Origin of the sequence: Paenibacillus sp. y28 (assembly GCF_037137075.1) — a bacterium.
Taxonomy (GTDB): domain Bacteria; phylum Bacillota; class Bacilli; order Paenibacillales; family NBRC-103111; genus JBBBNV01.
Window position 1 is genome coordinate 37485 of record NZ_JBBBNV010000013.1, and the last position, 19359, is coordinate 56843.

Annotated in this window: 13 protein-coding genes; all 13 read right to left on the reverse strand. The window is 53.5% G+C overall.

Annotated elements, in window-relative coordinates; genetic code table 11:
• Nucleotides 1-144: 144 nt before the first annotated feature.
• Nucleotides 145-1212 carry an ABC transporter substrate-binding protein gene (locus WBG83_RS12300; protein ID WP_336745350.1) on the reverse strand — a complete coding sequence of 356 codons (1068 nt, stop codon included), beginning with the start codon at nt 1210-1212 and terminating at the stop codon, nt 145-147.
• 29 nt (nt 1213-1241) lie between these two features.
• Nucleotides 1242-2006, reverse strand: a complete 765-nt coding sequence (locus tag WBG83_RS12305; protein ID WP_336745351.1) for an ABC transporter permease — start codon at nt 2004-2006, stop codon at nt 1242-1244.
• Nucleotides 1939-2778 (reverse strand): ABC transporter ATP-binding protein, encoded by an 840-nt coding sequence (locus tag WBG83_RS12310; RefSeq protein ID WP_336745352.1) that lies wholly within the window; start codon nt 2776-2778, stop codon nt 1939-1941. Before WBG83_RS12310 ends, WBG83_RS12305 begins: the two co-directional genes overlap by 68 nt.
• A gap of 96 nt (nt 2779-2874) precedes the next feature.
• Nucleotides 2875-3813 carry an MBL fold metallo-hydrolase gene (locus WBG83_RS12315; RefSeq protein WP_336745353.1) on the reverse strand — a complete coding sequence of 313 codons (939 nt, stop codon included), beginning with the start codon at nt 3811-3813 and terminating at the stop codon, nt 2875-2877.
• 162 nt (nt 3814-3975) lie between these two features.
• Nucleotides 3976-4662 carry a Crp/Fnr family transcriptional regulator gene (locus WBG83_RS12320; RefSeq protein WP_336745354.1) on the reverse strand — a complete coding sequence of 229 codons (687 nt, stop codon included), beginning with the start codon at nt 4660-4662 and terminating at the stop codon, nt 3976-3978.
• Nucleotides 4663-4954: 292 nt separating this feature from the next.
• Entirely contained in the window at nt 4955-5968 is a 1014-nt protein-coding gene (locus WBG83_RS12325) for a zinc-binding alcohol dehydrogenase family protein (RefSeq protein WP_336745356.1), read from the reverse strand.
• Between the two features lie 21 nt (nt 5969-5989).
• The gene (locus WBG83_RS12330; RefSeq protein ID WP_336745357.1) at nt 5990-7615 is read right to left on the reverse strand and encodes a response regulator transcription factor; all 1626 of its coding nucleotides are present in this window, start codon (nt 7613-7615) and stop codon (nt 5990-5992) included.
• A complete protein-coding gene (locus WBG83_RS12335; protein WP_336745358.1) occupies nt 7615-9363 on the reverse strand; it encodes a sensor histidine kinase in 1749 nt (582 codons plus the stop codon). The genes WBG83_RS12330 and WBG83_RS12335 overlap by 1 nt, the downstream gene beginning before the upstream one ends.
• A gap of 246 nt (nt 9364-9609) precedes the next feature.
• Complete coding sequence (locus WBG83_RS12340) at nt 9610-10434, reverse strand: carbohydrate ABC transporter permease (protein WP_336745359.1); 825 nt, start codon at nt 10432-10434, stop codon at nt 9610-9612.
• Nucleotides 10431-11312: a carbohydrate ABC transporter permease gene (locus tag WBG83_RS12345; RefSeq protein WP_336745360.1), complete on the reverse strand. Its 882-nt coding sequence runs from the start codon at nt 11310-11312 to the stop codon at nt 10431-10433. Before WBG83_RS12345 ends, WBG83_RS12340 begins: the two co-directional genes overlap by 4 nt.
• Before the next feature lie 187 nt (nt 11313-11499).
• Nucleotides 11500-12816: an ABC transporter substrate-binding protein gene (locus tag WBG83_RS12350; protein WP_336745361.1), complete on the reverse strand. Its 1317-nt coding sequence runs from the start codon at nt 12814-12816 to the stop codon at nt 11500-11502.
• Nucleotides 12817-13060: 244 nt separating this feature from the next.
• On the reverse strand, nt 13061-14338 hold the full coding sequence (locus tag WBG83_RS12355; protein ID WP_336745362.1) for a DUF362 domain-containing protein: 1278 nt from the start codon (nt 14336-14338) through the stop codon (nt 13061-13063).
• 419 nt (nt 14339-14757) lie between these two features.
• Nucleotides 14758-19359 carry a glutamate synthase large subunit gene (gene gltB / locus WBG83_RS12360; protein WP_336745364.1) on the reverse strand — a complete coding sequence of 1534 codons (4602 nt, stop codon included), beginning with the start codon at nt 19357-19359 and terminating at the stop codon, nt 14758-14760.

Consider the following 19359-nt stretch of genomic DNA (forward strand, 5'->3'; position numbering starts at 1 on the left):
CGGCACAGGCCGAATCGGTTATTTTGTTTGACCGCCTCGTTCAGGGCCTGCTGATGCTTTTGCAGGCTCTTCCAAGCAGACACCCGGCTTCAAATAAGCCGGTCATCTGTGGCACCATTCTCAAAGCCGGAAAGCCGGCTGTTATTACTTCCGTTCTTTTTTCACTTCTTCCAGCAGGGACAAATCGATGAATTTGCTCAGGTCCAGCTCTTCCTTCTTCAGATCTTTAATATAGCCTGCGTCGATGGAAACCTTGGCCATATCTTCAATCGCCGACTTGCTGACTTCGGAGGTCAGCTTCAAGTGGGTCAGAGCCGCTTTGATCAGGTTAATTTCCATTCCTTTGCCGGACAAGCTTTTCAGCTGATGGTTGACCAGCTCATACGCCTTATCCGGGTTCTGCTGAATGAACTCGATCCCCTGCAGGTTCGCTTCAATCGCTTTCTTCGCCAAATCCCGGTGCTCCTTCAGGAATTTGTCCCCGGCAACCAAAATAACCAGCGGGTAGTCTCCGTTGTTCGGCGGTACTTTATCCCATGGCACGATAACCTTCGCGATGCCTTCCTGCTCCATCTGGGTCGCCCATGGCTCAGGAATAAGCGTCGCATCAATTTCTTTCGTCCGCATCGTTGTCAGGGTATCCGCCGGAGCGCGCGCCACAATTTGTACGCCGCTCTTGTCTGTAGTGACCTTCAGCCCTTCCTGCTGCAAAAGCAGGCGCAAGGAAATTTCATTCGTGCTGCCCTTGGTCGGAATCGCGACCGTTTTGCCAACCAGGTCCTTCACGGAATTGATACCGGAATCTTTCCCGGCGACAAGTACCGCGCCCCCGTTGTTAGAGCCGGAAATAACCCGGAAGTTCTTACTTTTAATAAACTGGTTCGTCGACGGCCCCGGACCAACGAAGCCGATATCGATTTGCTCAGTAGCAATGGCCGTGGAGAAATCGGAGCCGTTGTCGAAGGCGGTTACTTCAATTTTGACATGTTCCCCAAACAGCTTCTGGAAATACCCGTTCTCCAGAGCGACATAGCCCGGAGCATGGGTCACGTTTTTGAAAATGCCAAGCTTCACCGTTACCGGCCCTTTGCTCTCAGCCGCCTTCTCACCGCCCTGCGCAGCCGTGGTCTGTGTCTTGTCTCCGCCGCAGGCTGCCAGCACAACGGTCACAAGCAGCAGCAGCGCCAAAATAAACGCAAATTTGGATTTCATCTGAACCTCTCCCTTTTCAACCTTTGTTTTTATGGTTCATGTTTCTTTAACCCGTAGCGAACAAGCAGCTTGTCCTCCAGCTTCTTGAAGCAGAAATGGTCGGACAGTGTGCCGAGCACCGCGATGATAATGACGATACAGAGCATTTGTGCGGTGTCTCCCAGATTGCGTCCATCCTGCAGCAGCTGCCCCAGGCCCACGCCTTTGGCAATCAGCTCCCCGGCCACGAGCGCCCGCCAGGCGAAAGCCCAGGCTACCCGCACGCCGTTCATCATATGAGGGAAGGCTGCCGGAACCATGACCTGGGAAAACATGCGCCAGCCCGTTCCTGTTCCCATTGTTTGCGCGGCTTTGATGTATAGTGGAGGAATATTGATAATACCGGTCCGGCTGGACATGGCCATCGTCCATGTCGCGCCCAGCGTAGTGATGAATATAACCGAGGTGTCATTGAGGCCGAACCAGATGATAGCAAACGGCAGCCAGGCGATACTTGGAATGGTCTGCAGTGCGACCACCAGGAAGCCCAGCGTCTCATCCAGCACACGCGAACGGGCAAACAGGAAGCCGAGCACAGTTCCAGCCGAGATCGAAATAACAAAGGAAATGAGCAAGCGCTTGATGCTCTGCAGCGTCGCCTCCAGCAGCTGGCCTTCGGTAAAGCCGTCCTTAAATGCTTGCAGCGTTTGGAGCAGGGACGGGAACTTCCAGCCCCAATCGAATATTCTATATCCCGCCTCCCAAGCTATCAGTAGCAGAATGATGAACAGGGTTCGTCTTAAGGCTGTACTCATCGCCCATTTCCTCCTTTACCACTTTCTCCAGCTCATCGGCAAGCGCCTCCATAATTTGATTCTCCAGATGCATGAGGATGGAGTCCGCTTTGTCCCGGGGCCGAGCGGCTTGAACGAGGAATTCCTTTTTAATTTTGCCGGGGCGTGTCGACATCACCAGCACTCTATCGGACAAGGTGACCGCTTCCCGTATATTATGGGTGACGAATAAAATCGTTTTGCCGGTACGCATCCAAATTTCTTCCAAATCCTTGTGCAAAATAAGGCGGGTCTGTTCATCCAAAGCGGCAAACGGCTCATCCATCAGCAAAATTTGCGGGTCCATCGCCAGCGCCCGGGCAATCGCCGCCCGCTGCTTCATCCCGCCCGACAGCTCATGCGGATACCTGTCGGCGAATTTGCCGAGATGAACCGCCTTGATCTGCTCCATGGCCAGCGCTTCGCGCTCTTTCCTCGGGACGCCGCGCTGTTTGAGCCCGAAGGCTACATTGTCCAGTACACTGAGCCACGGAAACAAGGCATGCTCCTGAAAAACGACGACCCGGTCAGGTCCCGGCGTTCTGGCCGGAGTTCCGTGAATTTGAATCGTGCCCTGCTTGGCTTGCTCCAGTCCCGCCACCAGATTAAGCAGGGTCGATTTGCCGCAGCCTGACGGGCCCAGCAGGGAGAGAAACTCTCCTTCTTTAATCGTTAATGAAACATCATCCAGCGCTTTATAGTTTTCACGTCCGCGCTGCTGAAACGTTTTGGTCACCTGATTTATATCAATCATGACGAAATCTCCTTTATACGCCCTTCCCTAATACCGATTATACCTACCTATTTTATAGGAATTATTTATTTTGTCAATCGGTTTTTCGCGTGATTTTCAAGTTTTTGACATCGGTTCCGACAAATCAAACACCATTAAATCCCGGCCCATCGTAATTGGACCGTCATAAATTTCCCGCATCCCCTGAATGTACGCCTGCTCCGCCCGCTCTTCGGCCTCAGGGGCAGGAATATGATGCGTCAGCACCAGGTGCTCTACTCCGGCATCGCGGGCGATTCTCGCCGCCTCCAAGGTGGTCGTATGATATTTGGCCGGATTGGACAGCGCCTGCGCCTGCTCCGGGTAACGGGCAATTAACGCATCCAGCCATGCTTTGTTATACGCTTCATGCACCAGAAGGCTGGCTCCGCTGCTGTGCTTCACCATGTTCTCTACAGGAATCGTATCTCCCGAGATGACAACGGACTTCCCGTTGTATTCGAATTTATACGCGACTGCAGGGTAAACAGGCCGATGATCCACCTCAAAGGCCGTGATCCGGATCCCGTCCTTGTCATATATTACACCTTCATTGCATTCAAAATAGTTAATCTTCGCCCCCTCTTCCGCGGACAAATTGTAGCTCACCCTCAGCTTCACATCAAACTCGAAGGAATCCCGCATCCGCCCGATAATGTCCCGGGTCGTTTCCGGCCCGTACACATTCATGGGGCGGCTGCGCCCCTCGAAGACTCTCTCCGCCGTGACATGTGTCCGCCAGCTTGAAATAAACACATCGAAAAACCCGGCATTGTGGTCATAATGATGATGCGTGAACAGCACATCGGTAATCCGCTGCGGCATGACACCCGCCTTCACCATCTGGTCCACAACACCACCGCCGCAGTCCACCAAAAAGGCTTGATGTCCTGCCAGGACGATGACCCCGGGCTTGGCCCGGCCATAGAACGCGCGGGGCGTACCCGTGCCAAGCAGGATGACTTTCAAATCTCCGTGGAATTCTGGCTGCAAATGCTTCTGAAATTGAATATACATGCTTTACCTCCCAAGATAAAGAGCTATTTTGTCGGATTTGCTCGGATAAGCCCGGCTGCTAGGTCAGATTCACGGCCCTGCTGTCATCATCCAACAGACGCGGCCCGTTTATCTGCTGAATAAGCGACTGTGTCATGAGCACTCTGCGATATGACGGCTTATTCAGTACAATAACCGCGGGTTGAATAAAACAACGTGCTTTTTCTCATAGTGAATTAAGCCTTGATCCCGCCATTTGTTCAGTGTTTCTGTGACCGTTTGCCGGCTGCATCCGATAATCCCGGAAATCTCCTCGTGGCTCACATGCAGTTGAACATGGACGCCATCCTCCGCCTCGATTCCGAATTGCAACAAAAAGTTCGCCAGCCGCCAGGCCACCGGTCTGGAAATCAAGGCCTCTACAGCCTGCTGTGTAGCAAGCAGACGCTGTGCGCCGGTCACCGCAAAGGCATACAGCACCTCCGGCTGTGACTGGACAAGGCGTACGAAGCTGTCTGTGGGTATCGAGACAATCTCACAATCGGAGATACACCGGGCATACCGCTGACGCCTTCGATCGGCCAGTACCTCCGCCGTACCAAACGCCTCCCCCTCATGGCGGAGAAACAGCGTAATGTGATGGCCCTCTTGAGCGGATTGCGAAATTTTGACAAGTCCCGACTGCACATAGTAAGCTTCGGCCGCTTCATCCTCTTCCCGGAAAATAAACTCGTGCTTCCTGTAGCTCCGCAGTTGTCCGGCCTCCCTGAAAAAATGCGAAATAATCTGGCCCGCATCATAAGCCGTCTGGCCCTGGTGCATCCCCTCCGGTGCAGCATCCTCGCCGCGCCCCCCAAAGCGCTTCATCATTCATCCCCGCCTCATTATTCATAGTTATCCTATGAATATAATAGATTATAACAAAAGGAGAAAGTCAAAAAAGTCGGCTGCCCGACAAAAAAGCGCTGTTTGCTCAAACAACACAAGGGCAGAGCAAATCGCCACCGCGATCCGCTCTGCCCTTGTAAAGCATACTTGCTATTTGATGAAGACTGCTTGCCGCTGCCCGCCTTCTCAGCCCTTGTTCAGCGATCCAGCGCAAGGCAGCAGTACCTTTTGCTTGAAGGCGACGATCTCAGGATATAGCTTCCTTCGCCTTCTATTAAACTTCCACCATCGCCTTGATGACCTTCGCTGCCGGGTCCAGCCATTGCTCGAACCGCACCGGCATTTCTTCGAAGCTGGCGCGATGGGTAATATAGGAGGCTGTATCGATACTGCCGCTCTTCATTGCCCGCAGCACAGCATCGAAATCCTCCCGCGTCGCATTCCGGCTGCCCATCAGCGTCAGCTCGCGCTTATGGAATTCAGGATGGCTGAATACAATGTCCGCTTTGACGAGTCCGACGTAAACGAGCGTCCCGCCATGCGCTGTGTACTCCACCGCCTGCGACATGGAACGGACGTTTCCAGTGGCATCGAGCACGACAGACGGGAACTCCCCGCCGGTGATTTCGGCAATCCGCTCCACAGGCTGTTCCAGCGCATTCACTGTATACGCGGCTCCGGCCCACTGGCGGCAAAATTCCAGCCGTTCCTCGTTCACGTCCATCATGATGACCTTCGCCCCGGATTGCGCGGCGAATTTGGCAATGCCAAGACCAATCGGGCCTGCGCCGATCACGAGCGCATACTCCCCGGCCTGAAGGCCCGAACGCCTTACCGCATGAGCCCCAATGCTCATCGGCTCCAGCAGCGCCGCCTCATCCAGTGTCAGCCCCGCGGCAGGAAGCAGATGCGTAAGCGGTACGGCCAGCAGCTCCTGCATGCCTCCATCCGTGTGGACGCCAAGCACCTGCATCCGGGTGCAGCAGTTCGTCTTGCCCCTCCGGCAGGCCAGGCACTCCCCGCATTCCATATAGGGGATAACCGCCACCTGATCCCCTGCCCGTATGCCAAGCTCGTTGTCCGGAGCAAGCTCAATGACCCCGGCAAGCTCATGACCCAGTACGCGCGGGTACGTAAAATACGGCTGATTGCCTTTAAACGCATGGATATCTGTGCCGCAAATGCCGATCCGCTTAATACGGACCAGCGCCTCTCCCGGCTTTACACCCGGCGCCTCCACCTCTACCCGTCCAAAACGGTTCGGTTCCTCGCATACAATTCGTTTCACACGCTACACTCCCTGATTCGTTTATGATTGTGCCTTCGCCGTCCGGTATTCCTGCGGCGTCAAGCCGAAATGCTTCTTGAACACCTTGTTGAAGTAAGCCGGATTCTGATAGCCAATTTGCAGTGAAATCTCATAAATCTTCATACTGCTGAGCGTCAGCATCTGGACCGACTTCTCCAGCTTCAGCCGGGTCATATACTCGCTCAGATTTTCTCCGGCCTCCAGCTTAAATATCCGGGATAAATACGCCGGGTGCAGCCCTAAATAATCGGCAATTTCCTGAAGCGAAATATTTTGCGACAGATGGGCCAGCATATATTTCTGGGCTTCCTTCACGATGCCGGCCCGGGCCGTCCTCGATTCCTGCAGGGCATGTGTCCGGATTTTGTCGAACACGGTCCGGACCCACTCCCGCAAATGCTTCACAGTTCCAGCCGGGACCAAGGCCCTGCCCTTCACATAGTCCGTGTCGATAATGTCGGACAGCTGCTTGCCGTTCTTATGCGCAATGTAGGAGAACGACGAGAAAATGAAGAAGAACGCCTGGGTAATATGCTCCGACGACTCCGCCCAGTACAGCTCCAGCTCCTCCATCGCCGACTCCAGCTTCTTCTCCACCGCTTCCCAGTGGCCGGCCTCCAGCAGATGCATCAGCGTCGGCGGCTCATACAGTCGGTTCAGCGTTTGGATGCTCACCTCATCGGCCTGGGCCAGCCGGTAAATCGGAAGCTCCTTGTCCATCCCGAAGCGCTTGCGGAACACCAGCAGCAAATGATCGTAGCGGCTCGCCACCGTCTGAGGGAAAGCGCCCCATTGCCCGATCAGCACCGAGACTCTTTTCTTCAAATAATGCTGTACATTGCTCTGGAATTCGCCCGCCAGCTTCTCCACCCGCGCCGTTTGCTTGTCCGCCGGCACTGCCTTATCCTTCGGAATAAGCAGGAGGACCAAATAATCGTGCACGTCCTTGCACTGCCAGACGTTAAAATGCTCCGCATACGTCTCCTCCGCCATATTGCCGATGGCAAACTCCATCAGCGACATCTCAAACGGATTGTATTCGCTGAAGTCCTCCTTGAACCGGACCAGCGCCATCAGCATCTCATCCCCGCAGGCAGCCGGAATCTCCAGATGCTTGAGCTTTTCCTGCAGCTTATCCTCCGATAACCGCTTCCCCTGAAGCAGCTCCTGGAGAAACTCCCCTTTGAGCCGGGGCAAATGATCGCGCAGCACCTTCCGGGCCTGCTCATACGCATCATGCTGCTCCAGCTCCCGGTGAATCCGCTCCACCACTTGTCCGACGCAAGTCATAAACTCCTCGTCGCTGACCGGCTTGAGCAAATAGGCCGAAATGTTATTCTGGAGGCCTTTTTGGGCATACTCAAACTCCGCATAGCCGGAGAGCAGAATGCATTTGGTCCGCTTCCAGCGCTCCTGGATGGCGGCAACCAGCTCCAGCCCGTTAATCACGGGCATGTTAATGTCTGTCACGACGATATCTACAGAATGTGTGCTCAAAATATCAAGCGCTTCTCTGGCAGAAAAGGCCTTGTATACGGAATCGATGCCTAAATCCGCCCACCTGATCGTCGCCGCTAACGTTTCCACGACATTCGTTTCATCATCAACCAGCACGATGGAAAGCATTATCCGTTCCTCCGATCTTGGGCAGCTTCAGCCGTTTTGCCCCAGGATATAATGACCCGCAGTCCCCCTAAGGGAGAATTCTCAAACTGAAGACCCGCCTGCTTGTGGTATTGGAACAGCAGCCGCTGATGCACATTCCATAGCCCGCAGCTGGATTCCCCGTCCATCGGGCGTGTGATACGCTCACGCAGCTTCTGCTTCTTTTCCTCACTTAGCCCCGTGCCATTATCATCTATCATAATCATGAACTCGCTGTCGGTTTCCCTGCCTTCAATGGAAATAATGCCGTACTCCTCAATACTGCCGACGCCATGCAAAATCGCATTTTCCACGATAGGCTGAATCAGCAGCCGGGGAACCTCGATATTCAGCATTGATGACGGAATATCAATCTCATAATGAAAGCGCTCTATCCTCAGATTTTGAATATCCAGATAGCTGGTCACCAGCCGGATTTCATCCTTAAGGGGGGTCAGCGTGCTTTCCAGCTTCGTGATGTACCGGTAATATTGAGCCAGATTCAGCACCATGGCAGTCGCTGAATCCTTGTCGTCGATGGCAATCATATTCTTGACAAAGAATAGGCAGTTGTACAAAAAATGGGGGTTAATCTGGGATTGCAGCTGCTTCAGCTTGGCTTCGCGAAAGCGGATGTTCTCCTTGTACACCGTTTCAATGAGACGTTCGATTTCAGCCGCCATTTCGTTAAAGCGGTAAAATAAATAGTCAAATTCATTTCTGGATTTGTGGTTCAGACGAACGGAATACTTGCCGTGCTGAATGCCCTGCACGCCCTGCAGCAGCATCTTGATGGGTGACTGGACCTGCTTGTACAGGAAATAGGCAACCACCATGCTCATCACGAGCAGCAGCCCCATCGCCATATAAAATACATTCCGGGCCTTAAAGATCGGGGACAAAATTTGGTGAAGCGGCATATAATCGACCAAATACCAGCCCAGACTGTCATTCTTGGTGTAGTTCACCATATACTGCTCCCCATGAAGCTTCAGCAGCAGATGGCCGCTTTGCTCCAGCGGGTATTGCTCCAGCTGTTCAATCATTTGGCCGACCATGTCCGTGTCCGCGCCGCTGCTGGTAATGACTTCCGAACGGGAGGCATACAGGAACGGCTCCCCCTGATTATCCCCCTTGAACTCCGTCAGCATGGTGACGATATTTTGCTTGAAGAACCGCACCTCAATTAGCGACTCCGCATCGAGCGGATTCCGGTATGAAATGAGCGGACTGAGCACAAATTTGGAGAAATAAGCATCCCCTTCGGTCTTCGGATGATATTTCCAGCTCGTCGTTACGTTCTCCCGCAGGGTGCTCGAATTATACACCGAAGAATAATCCCCCGAAATGTCCATATTCATCTGCGGCAAATGAATGGCCAGCCCATTCGTCCAGCTGCTGGTTGCGCTGAGCAGCCCCATCTTCTTAACCAGGGAATCCTGCAGCTCCAGCTGCCGCAGACGATCCACAGGCGGGATATTGGAATCCGCCAGCTCCTTAATCGTCTGATCCTTGCTCACTACAATCGCCAGAATCGAAAGCTGCTTCACATGATTGTCCACCTGGGACGAGAAGAAGGACATCCGTTTGAGACTGGCTTCCTGAATTTCTTTTTCAATCACTTCCACCGAGGTTTCGTTCGAATAGCTGTACAATACGACGATCGGCGCAAGCAGCAGCAGTACGAGCAAGGTAATTTTGTTATAGGTGGTCCAGCGCTTTCGCATCATGTCACTTCCCGCTGCAAGAATACCTCTATTCTAGAGCAAAAGAGCGGACCTGGGTAATCCAGATAATGGGATATTTCCATTCGCAGCGCCTCGCGCCGTTCTGGAACAGACGTGTTTGTAAATTTGTAAATCCGGATAACCATTCAGGGCCGCGACGAACATCAGTGCCATTTTCTCCATTTCGTGAAAACCAGCATGACCAGGCTCACCACCGCGAATGGAAATGGTTTGAGCGGCTTAACTGTATTAGCCTTTGACCGCCCCAGCCGACAATCCGCTTACAATGTACCGCTGCGTCAGCAAGGCCATCAGCAGCACCGGCAGGGTGATGATGCAAGCCGCCGCCATCAGTGCGCCCCATTCAATCGAGGTGCCGGAAATAAAGTTAAACACAGCCAGCGGCAGCGGCTTCGTATTCTCGCCGGACAAGATCAGGGAGAACATGAAGTTGTTCCAGGAGAAAATAAACGCCAGCAAGGACGAGGTCACGATACCGGGCACCGACACCGGAAGCACCATTTGGATGAAGGTCCGCAGCTTCGAGCAGCCGTCCATCCAGGAGGATTCCTCGACCTCCACCGGGAAGGTTTCGAAGAACGGAATCATGACCCACATAATAAATGGAAGGCCAATGACCATGTGGCTCAGCACCAGCGCCGGGTAGGAATCAATCAGGTGAATCTTGTTGAACAGAATGTACCAGGGCACCAGATATGTAATGCCCGGAATAATTTTGGCAATCAGAATCGTCAGGGAAAAATAGCTCATCCGGTACCGGGCAATCGCATAGGCTGCTGGCAGACCGAGCAGCAGCGAGCCGAGTGTGGACAAGACCGCAATGACGAAGCTGTTCTGGATAAAGCGCATGAAATCATATTCCCGGAACACCATCAGGTAATTGTCGAAATGCGGCTGAAAGCTGAACAAATGCGATGAGGACAAAATCTGCACCTGTGTTTTGAAGGATGCCGAGAACATCCACAAAAACGGGAATGAAAAGGCCAGAATCATGACTAGGGTAATGATTGCATAGTAAACTTGCTGCCCGATATTCAACTTTGCTGTATTCAATGCATACCACCCAGCCTTTTCCGCAGCGCAATAAACGCACAAATGACGATCATAATCAGAATGAAGAACAACATCAGCAGCGCAGACGCCGAACCAAATTTGAAGTAATGGAACGCTTCCGTGAAAATCATCAGGTTCAGCGTTTCCGAAGCATAGTTCGGGCCGCCCTGTGTCGTGGCGTAAATCGTGTCGAACGTCTTCAATAAGTCAATCAGCCGAAGAATCACTGCGGTCAAAATCGTCGGCATCAGCATCGGCAGCGTAATGTGGATAAACTTCTGAAAGGACGTCGCCCCGTCCACACTGGCCGATTCATAAGGGTCCGAAGGCAGCGTCATCAGCCCGGCCACCACAATCAGTACAATCATCGGTGTCCATTCCCACACGTCCAACAGAATCAGGGACGGCATGACCAGATCAACCGATCCGAGCCAGGCTAGAGGCTTGAAGCCCGCCAGCTTCAACAGCTGGTTCGCCAGGCCAATGGATGGCTCATAGATGAGCAGCCATACCAGACCGATCGAAACCGGTGTTGCCACCATCGGCAGCATAAGAAACGTTTTTATTAGCTTTTGGCCGGCAAACTTACGGGAAATCAAGACCGCGATCAGGACGCCGAGCACGGTCTCCAGTACGATGCTGACGCTGGTGTGATAAAACGTGCGGCCGACCGATCCCCAGAAGCGCGGGTCATTCAGCAGATGAATATAGTTGTCCAGTCCGACCCATTTGGGCGGTGTAGCAGCAGACATGCTCCATTCGTAAAGGCTAATCCGAACCGTATAGCCAATGGGAAACGCAACCATAAGCAATATAAACAAGACCGCCGGCAGCGTGAATACCCATTTGAGATTGCGGTCCATCCATGCGGAAACCATCGTCATTCCTCCTTCGCAATCAGGCAGCGTACGCATTGGCCGGCCGCTGTCCTGAAACGCCGCCGCCTGCCGCCCGCGCCCTGCTGATTGTGTACCCATTGCAGATGCATTTAAAAATCAGAAGCGGGCCCGCAGCGCTTGCAACCCGGCCCGCTTGTTCTGGTCATGCTTAACGCACAGTCATCCGTTATTTCAGCTTGTCTTTGTCAATAATCGCCTGCAGCTCTGAATTGGCCTTCTCTGCCGCCGCCTTGATGTCTTCACCCAGGACCGCCTTGACGACGATATTGCCTACTGCGTCACGTGCCTCACCGACACTGATAACCTGCGGCACGTTATGCCCTACGCCGATTTTCATCGTTTCTTTAATCGCTGCCGCCAAATCCTGCGGGTACGTTTCCGTGCCTTCCTTCTTGTCCCATACCGAGGTCCGTACGCCCGGTACGCCGTTACGCTGCACTCTCAGCACGTTTTCTTTGTTGGTCGCCCACTGAATGAAGGCCCAAGCCGCTTCTTTATTTTTCGTGCCGGAGTTGATTCCGAGCGACCAGGCCGCCACGTTGAACGGCTTCATGCCGGCTTTCCCGCCAGGGAACATCGCGAAGCCAACCTTATCGCTGACGAGCGATTTTTTCGGGTCCGTGACGTTCTGGTACACTGCGGCAGTCTCTGTGTAAAAGGCCGCTTTGCCTTGTGCAAAAATCCCTGCCGCCTGCGGCCAAGCCATATTCAGCACGCCCTGCGGCGCATAGTTTTTCAGCAAATCCGCGTAAATCTGGAAGCCGCTGAGCGCCTCCGGCGTGTTAACTACCGCTTTGTCGCCCTTCATGAAGTCTCCGCCCTCCGCGAACAGGTAAGAGGAAACCCCTACCACCAGGGAGTTGCGCTGGCCTCTGGCTACGAAGCCATACATTTCATTGGCCGGATCATGCACCTTCTTGACCGCTTCCTTCAGCTCATCCAGCGTCTTCGGTACCGGCAGGCTGTTCTTCTCCAGAATGTCCTTGCGGTAATACATGACGAATTGGTCGGAAAAGATTGGAATGCCGGTAAGCTTGTTATCAATGGTGTTTTCTTCGATAGAGGATTTCACGAAATCCCCGAAGTCGTACTCCGCATCCTTCTTCACATACTCATCCAGCGGAGACGTCCAGCCGTTTTTGTTATACAAAATTTTGTCCATGTAAGGCCGGAACATGAACACATCCGGCGACTCCGCCGCGGAGGTGAATTGTACCGCCAGCTTCTGCTGAAGCTGCTCGTCCGAGAAGCCTTGAATATCGACCTTCATTCCGGTGGAGGCCTCGAACTCCGGCAGCGCAGTCTTGATCGTATCTGTCCACGGATGGTTCTGGACGAAAACAGTAATTTTCTTCCCTTCAAACGGCCTGGCCCCTGCAGCTTGTTCTGTTTTCTTGTTGTCTGCTTGTCCTCCGCCGCACGCTGTTGTGATGAGCAGCAGCGAAGATATACATGCCAGCATCCCTTTTTTTACAAGCTTCATTTGTTTGTGACCCCTCTCAAAGGTTGTTGGTTGTAGTTCCTGACTTTTATGATAAATGGCTCCGTACTTCGTTGATATAGAAATGATTTAACTATTCCTTATCCTTTTTTTACTGGATGCTAGACGTGTGGTGAAAAAAGGCTGTCTACATAGGGCTCTGCTCGCTGCTCCACGCCCCACCGCGCACTAAGTCCTGATAGCTTTTTACCGATAAGAGATGGATTTACGAGCCCTTCTACATCGTTTACAGCCAATCCGTCTGCGGCTCCCCGTGAACAAAGCACAGTTCTCTTGGCGACGTAATCGGATTTATCCGGGGATGGCTCTCCGCCTCGTCCAGCAGCGCCTCACTGATGATGATTTCGGTCAGCTCCAGTGTATTGCGGATCCAGACGATTTTGTGCTGCCCTGGACCAATCCCGTTGCACATCCGCACCGCCATACGCAGCGCATCCTCGGAGGTCGCCGCCACCATCGGTACTTTTACCGCCTGTACCTCTGTGCTTGTAAACGCATTCGTGTACATGCTGATAAAATCGATCTTATCGAACAGCTTCCGGGTGGTCACATCTGCCATCCCTACCCCGTTGGCGTTGCCATGAGATGGCTCCGATACATCCAGAATCGCGCATTTCTTATATTCAGGCCCGCCGCTGGCATGCTTCGTAAAGAATAACCCCGTCACGTTCGGGTCCTGTCCGTCCCCACTTATGTTTTTCCCAATTTCGTCAATGACCAGCACATCAAAGGAAGGAAACAGGATTCGTCCCATCCGCTCCCGGGCTGTATCGAGCAGGCGGGCTTCCCGTTCCAAGGCAACGATTTCGTCCCTTGGAATGACCTCGATAATCGCGGTTTCCTCATACGCATTCTCCACCAGCGCCACGCTGAACAACACGTTCGTCTTGTCCACAATAAGCCGGGCCGACTTCGGAATCAGCTCCGCAAACCGCCCAAAGCCCTGACTATGGATCGAGGCCGCCCCGACCTGCTTGCCCAGGCCAATGACCAGCATTTTGCATACGCCGCTTTCGATCGGTCCGCGGAAGCAAGTATGCGGCTTTATCCTGGCGATGACGACGATGCCATCGGCCCGCAGCGCACTGGTACATACATAAACGGGTACGCCCGGCTCGATTTCGCCAATCGCCTCCACGTCCATGGAGGCATCGATTGGAACCCCCATCGCGGCTTCCGTGACTCCAAAGGACGCCAGCAGTCCAGCCTGTCCTTCCGGTGTCGCTCCGCCATGACTCCCCATCGTTGGAATGATAAATGGCTCGGCGCCAGCCTGCTTCAGCTCATCAATGACGGCTTTCGTTATTTCAGCCAAATTGCGGATGCCCCGGCTGCCTACCCCCACTGCGATTCGCTTTCCTTCCAGTCCCTTGAGATGCGGCTCCATCTGCTCCTTCATCGTCAGTGGAATGTCCTCAATCTTCCCCTGTTCAAACTGCTGCTCCACCTTCAGAAACCGGGGCAGCACAATCTCCGGAAACTTCTTCAGATCCAGTGACTGCATCTCGTTCCTCTCCTCCAAACAAAATGCCCCTTACGCGTCAGGGACCAGCTTTTCGTGCTGATACCTTAATCATAAGAGGCTGTGAAAACGTTTTATATAGCAAACATTTAAGAACACCGGATCATTTTTTTACCCCGGCTTCTATTTGACCGCATGTTCTAAATGTGCGGTAAAAAAATAGTTGCCTCCAACCGGGATGGGGCTCCGCTCGCTGTTCCAGCCCGATTTTTTTCATTGTAAGCTCTATTTATCGTAAAAATCCGTCTGCAAAGGCGACCGCTAGCGCTGCTCCACTCCCATCCCGTCCTCCGGTTTTCTTTTTCACCCGGCCTTGTAAATCTAAAAAAACCAAGCTGGCGGCGCCTGAATAGACACTGCCAGCTTGGCAAGAAAAGGTTATTCAACTATTCAACGTACACTTAGTTGCCGCCGGTGCGGGATACATCGCGTTTGTTTTCCAGAAACGCCTGCATCTCCGCTTCCGATTGGGACATTCCATCGGATTTGGCACGCTCAATTGCAGTGAACATCCGTTTGTAATCCTTCGGAATGACCTTCACGAATTTCCAAACATAGTGTTCCCAGTTTGCCAGAATCCGGTGGGCAACGCCGCTGTCCGTGAACTTGGCATGGTTGCGAATCATGTTCTTCACTTCGTTCATTTCATAGGCTTCTTCCAATTGCTCTAGAAGAACCATCTCTTGATTGCAGCGATCCTTGAAGGTTCCATTCTCATCCAACACGTATGCCGTACCACCGGACATCCCCGCCGCGAAGTTGCGGCCGGTTTCCCCGAGAACGACCACGCGTCCGCCGGTCATGTATTCGCAGCCATGGTCGCCCACACCCTCGACAACAACACGCACACCGGAGTTCCGAACCGCAAAGCGCTCGCCCGCAATACCACGCAGGTAGGCTTCGCCATCCGTACCCCCGTACAACGCGGTGTTACCGAGAATGATGTTCTCTTCCGGCACAAACCTGGAATTGCTTGGCGGGAAGATTACGATCTTGCCGCCGGAAAGACCTTTACCGACGTAGTCGTTCGCATCGCCTTCCAGAGAAAGCGTGATCCCTTTCGGCACGAAAGCGCCGAAGCTTTGTCCCGCAGAACCGTGGAAGTGCAGACGAATGGTATCGTGCGGCAGCCCCTCACGGCCGTAACGGCGGGTCACTTCACTGCCCAGCATCGTCCCGACAACACGGTTGATGTTGCGAATCGGCAGGATCGCATGAACATGCTCTTTGTTCTCCAGCGCCGGCTTACAAATCTCCAGCAGCTGCTGCATATCGATCGTTTTGTCGAGGCCGTGATCCTGCTCCTCGATGCAGCGCGTGCCGACACCTGCAGGAATTTCCGGCTGATGCAGAAGCGGCGACAGGTCGATGCCTTTGGCTTTCCAATGCTCGACTGCGGCACGTGCCTCCAGAATATCCGTACGGCCAACCATTTCATCAATCGTGCGGAAGCCAAGCTCCGCCATATATTCACGAACCTCTTCGGCAACAAAGCGCATGAAGTTTACAACATGCTGCGGATCGCCATTAAATTTCTTGCGAAGGTCCGGATTTTGAGTAGCGATACCGACCGGGCATGTATCCAAATGACATACTCGCATCATTACGCAGCCGATGGTAATAAGCGGCGTAGTCGAGAAACCGAACTCCTCCGCACCAAGCAGCGCGGCAACAATAACGTCGCGGCCTGTCAGCATTTTACCGTCTGTCTCCACAACGATCCGGCTGCGCAGGTTGTTCAGCAGCAAGGTTTGATGCGTTTCCGCCAGACCAAGCTCCCATGGCAGACCCGCATGACGGATACTGGTTTGCGGGGATGCGCCCGTACCGCCATCATAACCGCTGACAAGCACGACATCCGCTTTCCCTTTCGCAACACCTGCAGCAATCGTACCGACACCGACTGCCGAAACGAGCTTCACGCTGATGCGCGCTTTCGGATTCGCATTTTTCATATCATGAATCAGCTCGGCAAGGTCCTCGATCGAGTAAATATCATGGTGAGGCGGCGGTGAAATCAAGCCAACCCCAGGTGTTACGCCGCGAACCTCGGCAACCCAAGGATATACCTTGGTGCCCGGCAGCTGGCCGCCTTCGCCCGGCTTTGCGCCTTGCGCCATTTTAATTTGAATTTCATCGGCATTCACCAGGTAGTGGCTCGTTACGCCGAAACGTCCGGAAGCAACCTGTTTAATCGAGCTGCGGCGCAGATCGCCGTTCTCATCCGGGGTGAAGCGTTTCGGATCTTCGCCGCCCTCGCCTGTGTTGCTGCGGCCGCCGATACGGTTCATCGCGATAGCCAGGCTCTCATGCGCCTCTTTACTGATGGAGCCAAACGACATCGCACCGGTTTTGAAGCGTTTGTAGATCGACTCTACAGATTCCACTTCTTCAATCGGAACCGGCTTTCGATCGGACTTGAACGTAAGCAGGCCGCGCAGCGCGAACTGCGTACCGGACTCACGGTTGATCAGCCCGGAATATTTTTTGTACATCTTATAGTCGTTGTTCCGGCAAGCCGTTTGCAGCGAGTGAATCGTCTCCGGAGAGTACATGTGCTCTTCCTCGCCGCTTCTCCACGCCAGCTCGCCGCCTGTATCCAGCACGCGGTCAACGCCTTCGTTTTTGGAGAAGGAGCGCCCGTGGCGAAGCTCGGCTTCTTTGGCAATCGTATCGATGTCGATACCGCCAATACGGGAGGCTGTCCAAGTAAAGTATTTATCGATAACGGACGTTTGCAGTCCGATCGCTTCGAAAATTTGTGCGCCGCGGTAGCTTTGGAAGGTGGAAATCCCCATTTTGGCAAGAACCTTCGTTACGCCCTTAGTGGCCGCCTTCACATAGTTGTAAACCGCTTTGGCATGGTCAACGCCGACCAGCAGATTCTGGTGGATCATGTCGCCAAGCGATTCGTACACGAGGTACGGGTTAATTGCGCCGCAGCCGAAGCCGAGGAGCAGCGCGAAGTGATGCACTTCACGCGGTTCGCCGGATTCCAGAATCAGGCCAACCTTTGTACGGGAGCCCTCGCGAATCAGGTGATGGTGCAGGCCGGAAACGGCCAGCAGCGCAGGAATGGCGGCCATTTCGCTATTGACGCCGCGATCCGACAAAATAATCAGGTTGACGCCGTCCGCAATCGCCTGATCCGCTGCCGCGTACAGCTCCTGCATCGCTGTCTCCAGCGCTGCGCCGCTGCCGCCCGCACGGAACAGGATCGGCAATGTAGCCGTCTTGAAGCCTTCGCGGTCGATATGGCGAATTTTCGCCAGCTCTTCATTGGTAATAACCGGCGTTTCAAGCTGAATCTGACGGCAGCTTTCCGGCTGCGGGTCAATCAGGTTGCGCTCAGGGCCAATCGTAGTCACCTGTGCAGTAACAATCTCCTCGAAGTTCGAGTCGATCGGCGGGTTCGTTACTTGAGCGAACAGCTGTTTAAAGTAGTTATAGAGCAGCTGCGGCTTCTCGGACAGCACAGCCAGCGGAGCGTCATAGCCCATCGAACCGATTGGATCGACGCCGGTTTTACCCATCGGCTCCAATATTTTGCGAAGCTGCTCAAACGTATATCCGAATGCCTGCTGACGCTGAACGAGCGTCAAAGGATCATCCTGGATGGCTTCGCCCGCTTGCGGCAGCTGATCCAATTTGACCAGGTTGTTTTGAACCCACTCCTGATAAGGGTGTTCATGAATAATAGCGGATTTAACTTCTTCATCCGACACGATACGGCCGGCTGCAGTATCGACGAGCAGCATTTTGCCCGGCTGCAGACGGTGCTTCTTGATGATTTTGTCCGGAGCGATCTCGACAACGCCGGCTTCCGAGGACAAAACAATCATGTCGTCGCTGGTTACATAATAGCGGGCCGGGCGCAAGCCGTTGCGGTCCAGCATCGCGCCGATAATGGTACCGTCCGTGAAAGAAATTGCGGCCGGTCCGTCCCATGGCTCCATCAGGGTGCTGTGGAATTCATAGAACGCGCGTTTTGCAGGGTCCATCGTTTCGTGCTTCTGCCATGGCTCCGGAACCATCATCATTGCTGCATGCGGCAGGGAACGGCCGGACAGCATGAGGAACTCCATGCAGTTGTCGAACATTTGAGAGTCAGATCCGTCAGTATCGATAAGCGGCAGCAATTTCTTGAAATCGTCGCCGAACAGGTTGGATTCAATCATGGCTTGACGCGCATGCATCCAGTTCACGTTGCCGCGGAGCGTGTTAATCTCTCCGTTGTGAATCATATAACGGTACGGGTGGGCGCGCTCCCAGCTTGGGAACGTGTTGGTGCTGAAACGGGAGTGAACGAGGGCAATCGCCGATTGCAGGTCAGGGTCCTTCAAATCTTGATAGTAGCCGTCTACCTGCTCTGGCGTCAGCATCCCTTTATATACAATCGTGCGGCTGGAAAAGCTGGAAATATAGAACTTCTTGGCTTCTTCCGTATCCAGGGCACGCACGCTGTTTTCGACCAGCTTGCGAATGACATAAAGCTTGCGTTCAAACGCCAGCGCATCCTTAACGTCGCTGCTGCGTTTAATGAAAACCTGACGGACATATGGTTCTGCCGAAATCGCGGATTCACCGAGAGTGGAGTTGTCAACCGGCAGCGTTCTCCAACCGAGACAGGTTTGACCCAGCTCACGGATGTGCTGTTCGACAATTTCCTCGCATTGCTTGCGGGCAGCTTCACTTGTGCGCGGCAGGAACATCATCCCGACACCGTAATAGCCAGCTTCCGGAAGATCGATATCGATTGCAGCTGTGACCTTTTTTAGAAAGTCATGCGGAATTTGCAGCAAAATCCCTGCGCCGTCACCGGTATTGGATTCAGCGCCTTGTCCGCCGCGATGGTCGATATTAAGCAGAACATCCAATGCATGACGAACAATTTGATGGGACTTCTTGCCCTTGATATTCGCTACAAAACCGATACCACAAGCATCATGCTCAAACTGGGGATTGTATAGACCTTGTTGTGTGGGCATTCCATTAAAATTCAT

Bases quoted from the DNA above. Each gene is read 5' to 3' on its own strand.
- WBG83_RS12300 (WP_336745350.1), bottom strand. From the start codon at position 1,212: ATGAAATCCAAATTTGCGTTTATTTTGGCGCTGCTGCTGCTTGTGACC.
- WBG83_RS12305 (WP_336745351.1), bottom strand. From the start codon at position 2,006: ATGAGTACAGCCTTAAGACGAACCCTGTTCATCATTCTGCTACTGATA.
- WBG83_RS12310 (WP_336745352.1), bottom strand. From the start codon at position 2,778: ATGATTGATATAAATCAGGTGACCAAAACGTTTCAGCAGCGCGGACGT.
- WBG83_RS12315 (WP_336745353.1), bottom strand. From the start codon at position 3,813: ATGTATATTCAATTTCAGAAGCATTTGCAGCCAGAATTCCACGGAGAT.
- WBG83_RS12320 (WP_336745354.1), bottom strand. From the start codon at position 4,662: ATGATGAAGCGCTTTGGGGGGCGCGGCGAGGATGCTGCACCGGAGGGG.
- WBG83_RS12330 (WP_336745357.1), bottom strand. From the start codon at position 7,615: ATGCTTTCCATCGTGCTGGTTGATGATGAAACGAATGTCGTGGAAACG.
- WBG83_RS12335 (WP_336745358.1), bottom strand. From the start codon at position 9,363: ATGATGCGAAAGCGCTGGACCACCTATAACAAAATTACCTTGCTCGTA.
- WBG83_RS12345 (WP_336745360.1), bottom strand. From the start codon at position 11,312: ATGGTTTCCGCATGGATGGACCGCAATCTCAAATGGGTATTCACGCTG.
- WBG83_RS12350 (WP_336745361.1), bottom strand. From the start codon at position 12,816: ATGAAGCTTGTAAAAAAAGGGATGCTGGCATGTATATCTTCGCTGCTG.
- WBG83_RS12355 (WP_336745362.1), bottom strand. From the start codon at position 14,338: ATGCAGTCACTGGATCTGAAGAAGTTTCCGGAGATTGTGCTGCCCCGG.
- gltB (WP_336745364.1), bottom strand. From the start codon at position 19,359: ATGAATTTTAATGGAATGCCCACACAACAAGGTCTATACAATCCCCAG.